At 56.4% G+C, this 11,577-nt stretch carries 13 protein-coding genes; 4 read left to right on the top strand and 9 right to left on the bottom strand.

The genetic code is table 11. The features are described from left to right. Positions 1–88: 88 nt before the first annotated feature. The 4 genes from E1H13_RS25355 to recA all read right to left on the bottom strand — a co-directional run bounded on the left by E1H13_RS25355 (position 89) and on the right by recA (position 2,367). Positions 89–361: a hypothetical protein gene (locus tag E1H13_RS25355; protein WP_169617756.1), complete on the bottom strand. Its 273-nt coding sequence runs from the start codon at positions 359–361 to the stop codon at positions 89–91. A 10-nt stretch (positions 362–371) separates the two neighbouring features. Further along, entirely contained in the window at positions 372–548 is a 177-nt protein-coding gene (locus tag E1H13_RS25350) for a DUF4278 domain-containing protein (protein WP_169617755.1), read from the bottom strand. 309 nt (positions 549–857) lie between these two features. Then, a complete protein-coding gene (locus tag E1H13_RS25345; protein WP_169617754.1) occupies positions 858–1,043 on the bottom strand; it encodes a DUF2949 domain-containing protein in 186 nt (61 codons plus the stop codon). Positions 1,044–1,263: 220 nt separating this feature from the next. Then, entirely contained in the window at positions 1,264–2,367 is a 1,104-nt protein-coding gene (gene recA / locus E1H13_RS25340) for a recombinase RecA (protein ID WP_169617753.1), read from the bottom strand. Positions 2,368–2,535: 168 nt separating this feature from the next. Between recA and E1H13_RS25335 the strand changes: the two genes are divergently transcribed. Continuing rightward, entirely contained in the window at positions 2,536–2,775 is a 240-nt protein-coding gene (locus E1H13_RS25335; protein WP_169617752.1) for a hypothetical protein, read from the top strand. A gap of 158 nt (positions 2,776–2,933) precedes the next feature. On the opposite strand, the gene E1H13_RS25330 is transcribed toward E1H13_RS25335, so the two are convergent. After that, complete coding sequence (locus E1H13_RS25330) at positions 2,934–3,407, bottom strand: OsmC family protein (RefSeq protein WP_169617751.1); 474 nt, start codon at positions 3,405–3,407, stop codon at positions 2,934–2,936. Between the two features lie 5 nt (positions 3,408–3,412). Here E1H13_RS25330 and E1H13_RS27790 point away from each other — a divergent pair, with 5 nt between their 5' ends. After that, a complete protein-coding gene (locus tag E1H13_RS27790) occupies positions 3,413–3,934 on the top strand; it encodes a DUF6176 family protein (RefSeq protein ID WP_206071071.1) in 522 nt (173 codons plus the stop codon). A 212-nt stretch (positions 3,935–4,146) separates the two neighbouring features. Here the strand turns inward: E1H13_RS27790 and E1H13_RS25320 are convergent, their stop codons facing one another. The 4 genes from E1H13_RS25320 to E1H13_RS25305 form a co-directional block, all read right to left on the bottom strand. Beyond that, positions 4,147–5,574: an aldehyde dehydrogenase family protein gene (locus tag E1H13_RS25320; RefSeq protein WP_169617757.1), complete on the bottom strand. Its 1,428-nt coding sequence runs from the start codon at positions 5,572–5,574 to the stop codon at positions 4,147–4,149. A gap of 171 nt (positions 5,575–5,745) precedes the next feature. After that, positions 5,746–6,927 (bottom strand): iron-containing alcohol dehydrogenase, encoded by a 1,182-nt coding sequence (locus tag E1H13_RS25315; protein ID WP_169617750.1) that lies wholly within the window; start codon positions 6,925–6,927, stop codon positions 5,746–5,748. 132 nt (positions 6,928–7,059) lie between these two features. Beyond that, positions 7,060–8,385 (bottom strand): type III glutamate--ammonia ligase, encoded by a 1,326-nt coding sequence (gene glnT, locus E1H13_RS25310; RefSeq protein ID WP_169617749.1) that lies wholly within the window; start codon positions 8,383–8,385, stop codon positions 7,060–7,062. Between the two features lie 230 nt (positions 8,386–8,615). Then, positions 8,616–8,933: a hypothetical protein gene (locus E1H13_RS25305; protein WP_169617748.1), complete on the bottom strand. Its 318-nt coding sequence runs from the start codon at positions 8,931–8,933 to the stop codon at positions 8,616–8,618. A 345-nt stretch (positions 8,934–9,278) separates the two neighbouring features. Here E1H13_RS25305 and E1H13_RS25300 point away from each other — a divergent pair, with 345 nt between their 5' ends. Then, the gene (locus E1H13_RS25300) at positions 9,279–10,007 is read left to right on the top strand and encodes a gamma-glutamyl-gamma-aminobutyrate hydrolase family protein (protein WP_169617747.1); all 729 of its coding nucleotides are present in this window, start codon (positions 9,279–9,281) and stop codon (positions 10,005–10,007) included. A gap of 75 nt (positions 10,008–10,082) precedes the next feature. Next, positions 10,083–11,447: a type III glutamate--ammonia ligase gene (gene glnT / locus E1H13_RS25295; protein WP_169617746.1), complete on the top strand. Its 1,365-nt coding sequence runs from the start codon at positions 10,083–10,085 to the stop codon at positions 11,445–11,447. Positions 11,448–11,577: the final 130 nt, after the last annotated feature.

Genomic DNA, 11,577 nt, shown 5'->3' with positions numbered 1-11,577 from the left:
TCCTTGAGTTGCACCATACACCTGCTCTGTCAGAACAGTGCAAATATACTGAAATTCTGTTTATCCGAACAGTATTGGGCTCGATAGGCTAGAACCGCCATCGAGTCGGCATCCCAAGTTCTGCCACCGTGTTTTGGGCCTGCATTGACAGGGCATCGATGGTCCGAGGGGCAGATTCTAGGGTGACGAGACCAAGCACAGTCAGCAGTAGCGTTAGTATCGTGGCATTCCAGGCTTTACCGCCAATGCTCGTTTCACGAATAGTGGGGGCGCTGCGGTAGATCTCTAGGGGGACATAACTGCCCAGCGAAAGTTCTGGCATGCGAGCGCGATCGCCTGAATCAGAAGTAGAAGATTGCATCGTCTGACTCCTAGTTAGCGTAACGGACACCACGATAAGTCAGCGCTACAGGCTGCTGTCGTCGGGTGACTGTGAATTGCTTGCGGGCGTAGGGCTTGCCCATAAACATAGCCGTGTCCCCAGTGGGAAGGACATCGGCAACGGTGGTAGAGGCGGTGTAAGGTTGGCCAAGAAAAGAGAGTTGCATAGCTGAAGCTCCTATAGAACTTGGAGGATTTATCTTGAGTCCCATAATGCTGGAGCTAGCTGAGTCAGGTCTGATTGAAATCTGAGAAAATCTGAAAAGGTAGCTGAGTAATCTGAGCATTGACTAGAAAATCCCTGATTCAGCCCAGGCATTAAAAAAGCACCCCCCAAAGGGAGCGCTACAGATTGCATTTCTCACTTAACGCTAATGCTCATGAAGCATGGGCGTAGGACACTGTCATGATTCGCTGAGATTTCCAGAGCGCAATTGACCAGTTTGGAACGGAGCTAAAGCCCATGTTTTCAAGGTTCAGGCGGTTTCTAACCAATCAAAAATCTGCCCTAGCTGATGAGTCGTGACAAACCCATACTGATAGAGCACCATTGGCAGCAGGTTGGGTGCGTCCTGAGACTGCCGCAGGCCCAGTTCAATGGAGTGGGCGGACAATGCCAATTGCCCCTGAAGAAACTCCAGGAGTCGTTCGTGTTTACTCATAGCGGCAACAAAATAATTACTTGAAATTGTAGGTGAAAAGTCTAAAGTTCGCCATAGTCTTTAGGAAGACTCTAGAAATAGTTCACCTAATTCTTTACACATCTAAATTAATTCCTGAAATCGCCTCAGATTAAGCCTTTTGGCCGATCAGCAGCAAAAATTAGAATACTTTTAAGCGCTACTGAAAGCTCTGAAGTAACTGCCTGGAGAGGTCCTTAGGTTATTCCTCTTCCATCAAAGCTCCATCCTCGTCCTCCACCTCAATCTCCACATCAGCGCCTGCTGCGCCGCCAATCTCCAGCTTTTCGCGCACCTGGGCCTCTACCGTCTTAGCAAACTCTGCATCTTCTAGCAGCCGCTGCACGGTATTGTCGCGCCCCTGGCCAATGTTGTCGCCGTCGTAGCTGTACCAGGCCCCCTTGCGGACAATTACCCCGGTCTGCTCCGCCAGGTCTACCAGACAGCCCATGGTAGAAATACCCTGGCCAAACAGAATATCAAACTCGCCAATCCGAAAGGGCGGGGCCACCTTGTTCTTGGCCACCTTCACCTTGGCCCGAATCCCGTACTCTTCGGTGCCTTTCTTCAGGGTTTGGATGCGGCGAATATCCAGGCGTACTGAGGCATAAAACTTCAGGGCATTGCCGCCGGTGGTGACTTCCGGGTTGCCATAGGAAATGCCAATCTTTTGGCGCAGCTGGTTTAGGAAAATCACCGTACAGTTCGATTTGCCAATGCTACCGGTAATCTTCCTCAGCGCCTGGCTCATCAGCCTGGCCTGAAGGCCCACATGGGCATCCCCCATTTCCCCTTCAATCTCTGCTCGGGGCACCAGCGCCGCTACCGAGTCAATCACCACCAGGTCAACAGCCGAGGACCGCACCAGTTGATCTACCACCTCCAGGCCCATCTCTCCGGTGTCAGGTTGAGATACCAGTAGTTCGTCAATGTTGACGCCTAGCGCAGCGGCATAGATCGGGTCCAGGGCATGTTCTGCGTCAACGATAGCGGCGACACCGCCCAGTTTTTGTACCTCCGCTAGAGCATGCAGGGCCAGAGTAGTTTTACCGGAGCTTTCCGGGCCATAGATTTCAATCACCCGCCCCTTGGGGAGGCCACCGCCCAGGGCTAGATCCAGGGTTAGCGCCCCGGTGGGAATCGTCTCTACCTTCATGCGGGCGGCATCCCCCAGGCGCATGATCGCCCCTTTGCCAAAATTGCGCTCGATCTGGCCGAGCACCATGGTCAACGCCTTCTCTTTCTCCACCTGTTCCGGCGACTTCTTGGGTGCGTCGTCTGCTTTGCTGCTTTTCCTGGTTGCCATGATTTCCTTGGTGATACAGAACAAGACGGTACGGAACAAGACTCCTGAAACCCAGCACAGTTGTCTTTAGAGAACTAGTTTAGTACACTTGTTCCAAATCGCAATAGGTCGTTATCTAGACTGCGCAGGATAACTGATAGCAAACCTCCCACCCAAAGGGGGTCCACCGTGACCAAGCAAACCGTAACCGAATTTGTGGCCTTCCCCGATTGGCTGGTGGCTGTTACCCACCGCCGCACCAGGGGCTTTTTCTGCTGGGTAATTACCCCTGAACTGGCGGCCCTCACTGATGGCGAAACCTACCCCACCAGCCAGGATGCCCTGGAGGCGGGCCGCAGTCTGGTGTACTGCTCCACGGGGCCACCGATTGACTTTAGCCGCTGTCGCCTTTACCAAGGTGATCTCTAGACAAGATTGTCCCTTGACGTAGGACGTAGGATAGGCCAAGAGCCTGGCCCGTGCCCATCAACTATCGAGCTCCGTGCCAGTCAGTTGATAAACGTCCTGTTTACCCTCAGCCATTTTCATCATGGCCCCCTTACAACTTGGTGTCACGGACAACAGCCTTAACCTTTATGCACTGAGGGGTTACACGGCACTGGAAAGTTCACAGAATTGGCGATAAAGCACTGTTTGTGGGCTTGCTGATGCAAGTCAACTGCCAACTGTTGATCGCTGTCGGGGGTGATGGTCACCGCTGGCCGCAACAGCACCTTGGTAAACTGCCCCCGGCCATCGCTGGTTTCTAGTAGAGTGCCCACCGGGTAATCCACATAGTGGGTCACAACCACCTGAGATTCGGCACATAGATGCAGGTACCACAGCATGTGGCAGCTGGACAGAGAGGCCACCAGCAGCTCTTCGGGATTGTATTTCGTTTTGTCCCCCCGAAAGGCTGGATCAGCGGAGGCTTCGATGGTGGGTTTGCCCGTAGCGGTGATGGTGTAGGCGCGATCGTAGGCCTGGTAGCGCTGGGTCCCCTGGCCGGTATTGCCAGTCCAGCGAATCTCCACCGGGTAGAGGTGGGGTTTAGCAGTCATCATCGGTGTCCTCACCAGGCTATTGCTTGCTGTTCCACGGTTGCGACAAAGGGGCCTTTGCCGTTTATGGTCCCTTTCATATCGTTAGGATACCGCCTGGCCAGGGGGTGCTGGCGATCGCTGATGGTGAATCTGTAGGAGCAAGTCCTGTGCAAATCGAACTGACCCGCTTTCGGGTTAAACCCGACAAAACAGCCCAGGTAGACGCCTGGATGACCACCCTAAACCAGCGCATCGCCGATGTGCGGGCCACCCTAGACCGGGAAGAAATGCTGGTGGAGGTAATCTTTCGAGAAACCATCGACGGCCATGAGTACCTGAGTTGGTTTTCCATCCAGGGAGAAAACGGACAGCCCGTGGAAACCTCACCCCATGACTTAGACCGGGTGCATTTGGAGTTTTGGCGAGACTGTATCGATCGCGATTTTTCGCCCCAGGATGCCACGCCCCAGGTGGTGATGATGCCCCTGGCGATCGCAGATCACCTGGAACAGTATTTGCAAACCCTACGAGCCCGCAGCGATTAACCCCCGTCCGGGCGGAAGAACGAAAAAGGAAAGGAGAAGAGCGAAAAGGGAAGAATCCAAAATCCAAAATTCTCCTCCTTCCCCATTCCCCCCCAGGGCGGACACACAGGTCCGCCCCTACGCCACCTTCCCCATCTCCCCCACCGTCCCCAACCCTCCGGAAAGCCGCTCCGCGTCTACACCCCATCACCCCCACCTTCCCCACCTCCCCATCACCCCACCTCCCCACCTCCCATCACCCCACCGCCCCTCAAATGCCACGCCCGGGGATGGAGAAACGTCCTAATCCCAGCCAGGGACAGGGTGGCCCCCAGGCCAGAGTGGCCACGACCGCTCCAGGGAAGGCGGGGACTGACGCGATCGCAACAGTTCCAATAGGCGGTACCGGTTTTGAGCTGGCGCAGAATGTTGATGGCGCGATCGCGATTCGTCCCATACACCGTCGCCGTCAGGCCGTAGGGGGTATCCTGCATCAGCGCCAGGGCCTCTTGATCGCTGGCCACCCGCTGAATCCCAATCACCGGGCCAAAGGTTTCCTGCTGCATCACGGTCATGGTGTGGTTAACCTCAGTCAAGACTGTGGGAGCGAAGTACCAACCGGGACGATCGACTCGCTGTCCGCCACAGCGGAGCGTTGCCTCTTTGGCCAGGGCATCGGCCACCTGGTTCCGAAGCACATCCAGCTGGGGCTTGCGACTGACCGGTCCCAGGTAGGTGATGGCGTCAGTGGGGTCGCCCAACTGGAATCCTTGTAGAGTGGCCATAAAGGCATCCAGGAACTGCTCGTACACATCGGTATGAACGTAGATGCGCTCGACCGCGCAGCAGCTCTGGCCATTGTTGTAAAAGGCACCATCCGCTAGCCCCGCTGCGGCCACGGCCACATTGGCATCGGCACAGACATAGGCCGGGTCTTTGCCCCCCAATTCCAGCTGAGTGCGAATCAGTTTAGGGGCAGCAGCTACGGCAATCTTCTGCCCGGTGGCATAGGAGCCGGTGAAAAACACGCCGTCGATCGGTTGCTCTAGCAGGGCGGCCCCTGTTAACCCAGCCCCGACCACAGGGGTGAAGACAGGCTTGGGAACGCCTGCTTCGTGAAGCAGATCGGCGATCGCCAGTCCCGTCAGGGTGGCCACTTCCGATGGCTTATACAACACGGCATTGCCCGTCAGCAGCGCTGGCACAAACACATTCCCCCCCACAAAGTAGGGGTAGTTCCAGGCGGAAATATTGGCCACCACCCCCAGAGGCTCATAGCCAATCACCTCTTCTAGGGTTTCCTGAGCCGGCGGTGCCTGGGCCGGTGCGCAGTAAACCCGCTCGGGGGCCAGCACCCTGGCCACATTTTCCACAAAGAAATCGATCCGATCCGGCAATGCCAAAATCTCATGGCGGGCCTGGGTGATGGGTTTGCCAGTCTCTGCCGTCAGCAAAGCCGCCAGGGTATCCACCCGCTCGGTCAGCAAATCCCGAAACCGCAAAATGGGCGAGATGCGATCGGCCAAAGGCAGCGCCGCCCACTCCGGCTGGGCCTGCCGCGCCCGGTTGTATTTTTGGGCGACGGCGGCTCCGTCATCTACCGACATGTCTTGAATCAATGCCTCGGTGGCGGGGTTAATGATAGAGAGTAGGTTGGCCATGGCGTAAGGAAGTCTTTCTTGTCGATGGGGGTCTGGGGCCATTTCGCTGGCCCCGGCGGTAGGCTTTGCTGATTGCCCCAGATTATGCGCCGCGATCGCAGAGAACTTGCCCAGATGGTGCATCGCTGCGCAGATGCACCCTACGGTTGAACGGAAGCACGCGCAGGGTGGTTAAAAAGCATCTTGGTAGATGGCGTAGAAATCTGTCTCCGTAACAGGTCGGGGGTTTAGCGGATGACAGCCATCCGCGATCGCCACCGCCACCAGAGCAGCAAGACCGTCAGGGGTGACGCCCAAAGCTCCCAGCGAGGTGGGAATGCCAATGGACGCCGATAAGGCCACAATCCAGTCCACAAACGCCTGGCCATCGGTGGCCCCCGGCTGCACCACCTGGGCCATTCGCAAAAACCGCCCTGGGGCAGCGGGGAGGTTAAACCGCATCGCCGCCGGCAACATCACCCCATTGGCCAACCCGTGGTGGGTGTCAAACACCGTTGATAGGGCATGGGCACAGGAATGGGTGACGCCGAGCCCCTTTTGAAATGCGATCGCCCCCATCATCGCCGCATTCAACATGCCGCCCCGAGCCACCCGGTGGGCCGCTGCTGTGGCCTCGTCAAAGACTGCTCCCGCCTGCGATCGCCGGGCAAAATCGACACAAGCCTGCAGATGCTGGGCCACCAGGTAAATGCCTTCCAGGGCAATGCCGTCGCAGAGGGGATTAAAGCCCTGGGCCAGAAACGCTTCAACCAGGTGGGTCAGGGCATCCATGCCGGTGGCAGCGGTGATTTTGGCAGGCAGCCCCAGCAGCAGTTCCGGGTCGGCCAGCACCACCCTGGGCAACAGCTGCGGGTCGAAGATGATTTTTTTGGCGTGGGTGTCGTCGTCAGAGATCACGGTGCTGCGGCCCACTTCGCTGCCAGTGCCCGCCGTGGTGGGCAGGGCAACGATAGGCGGAATGGGCTGATCAATCGGGCGGGTGCAGTGGCCATCTTCGTAGTCGAACAGGTGGCCAGGGTGATGGGCCATCAGGGCGATCGCCTTGGCCACATCCATGGGCGCGCCGCCACCCACCGCCACAATGCCGTCGGCCCCGCTGGCTTTCCAGGCGTCAACTCCGGCATTCACCTGGGAAACCACGGGGTTGCCCCAGACGCCGCTAAAGGTAGCGACTCCAAAATCTGTAAGGGCGGCTTTTAGCTCGGGGAACCAGGGCAGTTGGGCGACATCTTTGTCGGTGACGATCAGAACACGCCGGATGCCCAGCGCTGCGAGTTCGGCAGCGAGTTCGTGTCGTGCCCCCGGCCCAAAGCGAATGCGGGTCGGGAAATTGTAGGTGTAAATAGAACCCATAGAAATTTGCATACCGGAGAAAAATCAGCACTCAACGTCCCATCCTTGGAGGGGTGCCCGGAGGGCGGGGTGGGTTCAAAGACTGGGCTCACCCACCCCTATCCCTCCCAGGAGGGGACGGATGAGAAGTCCCTAAATATTTACGTATTGGTTCATCTCCCAAGCGGTGACCTGGGCATTGAAGGCATCCCACTCCTTGGTTTTCATGTCCAAAAAGGTCTTTGCCCCCAGATTCCCCAGGGTGTTCATCAGCAGAGTATCTTGCTTCAGTGCTTCCATTGCTTCATGGAGGTTGTGAGGCAGGGTTTGTAAATCGGGGAACTCGTCGGCGCGGGCAAATAGGTTTTCATCGATGCGCTGGCCCGGGTCCGCCTGGGTGGCCATACCCTCTAGCCCCGCCGCCAGGATACCTGCCGCCGCCAAATACAGGTTGGCCGCCCCATCCACCATGCGACATTCAAAGCGGCCCGTGTCGGGAATGCGGATCAAATGGGAGCGGTTGTTGCCACCGTAGGAAATGTAGCGGGGGCTCCAGGTGCTACCGGAGGCAGTGGTACTGGCCCCCAGACGACGATAGGAATTGCAGGTGGGGGCACAGAGGGCCGCCAACCCTTTGCCGTGGGCCAGCACGCCGCCCAAAAAGTGGTAGCCCAAAGCAGATAGCCCGCCATCATCGGCCCCATCAGCAAAGGCATTGGTGTCGCCCTGCCAGAGGCTGTTGTGGACGTGGCCGCCGTTGCCCGTGATGTGGCTAAAGGGCTTGGGCATAAAGGTGGCGGTAAAGCCCCGTTGCTCCGCCAGGGTCTTGACCATGTACTTAAAGAACACATGGCGATCGCAGGTGGTCTTGGCATCACTGTAGGTCCAGTTCAGTTCAAACTGACCGTTGGCGTCTTCGTGGTCGCACTGGTAGGGGCCCCAGCCCAGGTCTTCCATGTAGGTGACCAGGGTGGAGATCAGATCAAACTGGCGCATCAGGTTGATCTGGTCGTAGCAGGGGCGATCGGCGGTGTCCTTAGGGTCAGCAATGGTGTACCCCGTTTCCGTCTGTTTCAGCAGAAAAAACTCTGCTTCCACCCCAATTTTGTAGGCATAGCCCAACTCCGTTGCCTGCTCTAGCACCCGGTTCAAAATCATCCGTGGTGCCGCTGGAAACGGTTCCCCCTCAAAGTAAACATCGCTGGCTACCCAGCCGACGGTGGGTTCCCAGGGCAGTTGAACCAACGAGTCAGGATCCGGAACTGCTGCAATTTCCGCTGACTCTGGCCCCAGGCCCAGGTTTGAGGCAAAGGAGCAGAAAAACGCCCCATCCTTTTCCACCGATGCCATTTGGGAAGCAGGCACCAACTTGGCCCGGGTACCCCCCAGCAAATCGGTGTAGGACACCAAGAAAAACTTAATTCCCAGGGCCTTCGCCCTTTCCTCCAGGTTTTGCACCTGGGTTAACATACCGACCATAGAACAACTCCAGGAGTTTCAGCCTAGTAAACCAGGCTGACGCTGGCCGGGTTGTAGCTGTAGCTACGTCAATTTCCAAGGCACGATGGTTACGTAACTTCCCCCGGAGCTTATGGTTCTGCAGCCCTAGGCATGTATAGGGGTCTAGTATCAGGACTGATTGCCTAATGTCTGCAAAAATCATTTGCAGGTCAGCTGTCAGTTCAGGCAAGTCCTGGTGCTCTACTAGCCTATGAATTTTGATCAGATATCTCGATTTGGAAGCCACGTTCTTTCAGGCGCTCGCAGGCACTTTCTACATCAATTTCCTCCCCGGCCTCAATCACTGTGATCCATTTGGTGGGATCATCCAAGTCCTCTAAGTCTTTCAGCCGCTCAATTGCCCTAGCCTCTGCTGATGCCTTGGGAACCGGCGGGGATTCTGCCTGACCATGCTTCCAGGCGATGTAGGCCACAAAATCTTGAATCGTGCGAAGCTCATTGGCCGAGAGGGTCTTTAGTTGCTCGGTAATTTGCTCGACCAGGGGGTGAATGGCGGTGTCTGGCATAGGGCTCGATGAATCAGGACAGTCATCGGACGGTAAAGCACAACTCTATTCTATCCAGGCAGTCCCTTGCACACTGCGACACAAGTCAACCCACTATTCCTAGCGCCTGAAACCCTAGCAAGGGCCACCCTATGCCTGCCCAGTCGTGCAGGTCATCGCGGCTCTAGGATTCTCCTGGCGATCCCTAACTGGCTCAACCACAAAAATATTTGCCAATCAAGGAAAACTCTGGGATAACTTGATATAACAAGTTTGCTCATGTCCCTGGATACCGACGCTGGCTGATTGGCGGCGGTTAAATGGGCGTGTTTCCTGAATCTACGCCGCAAGGGCACGGTTAACCCGATGAATATTCTAGTTGTTCAACATGTGGAGGCTGACCCCGTTGGTATTTTGGGGCGATACCTGGAAGTGAAAGGGGCCTGGTTGCACACCTGGTTGGTCCCCCAACGCACCACGCCACCCCAGGGCCACTATGACGGCTTGATTGTGCTGGGCGGCCCCATGAATGCCTGCGACGATGAGGCATTTCCCCACCTGAGGCGGGTGGTGGCGCTGATTCGTCAGTTTCACCAGCAGGGCAAGCCGGTGTTGGGGATCTGCCTGGGGGCACAGTTAATCGCCCGGGCCTTTGGCAGTCGGGTGTATCAAAACCACCAGCCGGAGTTGGGCTTTACGCCGTTGTTTCCGATTGGCGAGGCTCCAGAACCTTGGGTGCAGACCTACCCAGCCGGGATGCCGATGATGCAGTGGCATTTTGATACGTTTGATCTGCCTGCGGGGGGGCAACTACTGTTAACCAACAACGTCTGCCCAAATCAGGCGTTTCGGCTAGATCACAACATCTATGGGCTACAGTTTCATCCCGAAATTACCCCAGCCATTGTGATGAATTGGATGGCCTTTAAGACGGAGTGGATCGAGACCCACTATCCCCACCTGTTTGAGCAACTACAGGACCAGTTGCGGCGGTATTGGGTGCCATCGACCCAGTTTACCGAAACCCTGGCCAATGCCTGGTACGACCAGGTGGTAGCGGCGTCCCAAGCCGTTGCTATGTTCCCCTCTGGTTGACTAGAGGGCCGCTGCACCATACGACCTCAGTTTTTTGCCCTATCAAGTCATCGTGTTGTTTGAGGATTGAATCGAATGCCCTACCCAGACGTGATACCTCTGAATTCAGATTTGCAGGCGTTGCAGCACCGCCTACAGCAACAGGGGGTAAAGTACGCCCTGGCCAGCTTTGTTGACATTCATGGCATGGGCAAGGGTAAGGTCGTGCCCCTCAGCCACTTCGATCGCATGATGCAGGGGTCTGAGCTGTTCACGGGTGCTGCTCTAGATGGGGTCCCTCAAGCGATTAACGATGACGAGGTGGCGGCTATGCCTGACCCCGACAGCGTTACAGTATTGCCTTGGAACTCGGAAGTGGCCTGGTTTGCCAGTGACTTATATCTGGCAGGTCGGCCGTTTGAGGCCTGCTGCCGCACCATCCTAAAACGGGTACTCGATCAGGCGGCGGCCATGGGCTATCGGTTTAACTTGGGCATTGAAACCGAGTTTTTCATTTTCAAAGAAACAGACCAAGGATTTCAGCCAGTCAGCGATCGCGACAACTTGTCCAAGGCGGCCTATGCGCTGCCAACGGTACTCGACAATTACAAGATTCTAGATGCGATCGTCAGCGCGATGAATAGCCTGGGCTGGGATGTGTACTCCTTTGACCACGAAGATGCCCAGGGTCAGTTTGAGACCGATTTTACCTACTGCGACGCCCTGAAGATGGCCGATCGGCTCACTTTTTTTCGGCTGATGGTCAAAGAGTTGGCGCGATCGCAGGGCTACTTTGCTAGCTTTATGCCCAAGCCCTACGGCAACCAGACGGGCAGCGGTGCTCACTACAACATGTCTTTGGCGGATCTAGAAACCGGGCAAAACCTATTCGAAGATGCCAGCGATGCTTGTGGCCTGTCTAAGCTGGGGTATCAGTTTATTGCTGGGGTTCTGAAACATGCCAAGGCGATCGTGGCCGTCACCTGTCCGACTGTGAACAGCTACAAGCGGCTGGTGCGCCAGGGCAGCATGTCGGGCTTTACCTGGGCGCCTGTGTATATCTGCTATGGCAATAATAACCGCACAAATATGTTGCGAATTCCCATGGGTGGGGGGCGGGTCGAGTGCCGAGCCGCTGACATCTCCACCAACTTGTATTTGGGAGCTGCCATGATTCTGGCGGCTGGCCTAGAAGGTATCCGTGAGGGGCTCAACCCCGGCGAACCCCACCGGGAAAACATGTATACCTATTCTTCAAAGGAGCTTCAGGCGATGGGCATCGATACCCTACCGCGCACCCTGGGAGAAGCGGTAACTGCCTTTGCCGAGGATCCTCTGAGTGAAACGGTGATGGGGCCATTGATGTACAAGACCTATGTTGATTTCAAAGCCCAGGAGTGGGAAGACTACCACAGCCATATTTCGGATTGGGAATTGCAGCGCTACCTGAAATTTTTCTAATGTGAAACCCTATATAGGGTCAGGGCTAAGAACTAGGGCTTCACCTGAAATGGCTGGTTGACTGACAAATCTTGTTTCCCCTCATCCCCCAACCCCTGCTACGCACGTCCTACGGCCTACTCCCACAAGG

The sequence above is a fragment of the Nodosilinea sp. P-1105 genome (assembly GCF_012911975.1).
In the GTDB taxonomy this organism is placed as follows: domain Bacteria; phylum Cyanobacteriota; class Cyanobacteriia; order Phormidesmidales; family Phormidesmidaceae; genus Nodosilinea.
The sequence above is the reverse complement of the archived record's forward strand: the minus strand, read 5'-3'. Positions and strand labels throughout refer to the sequence as shown.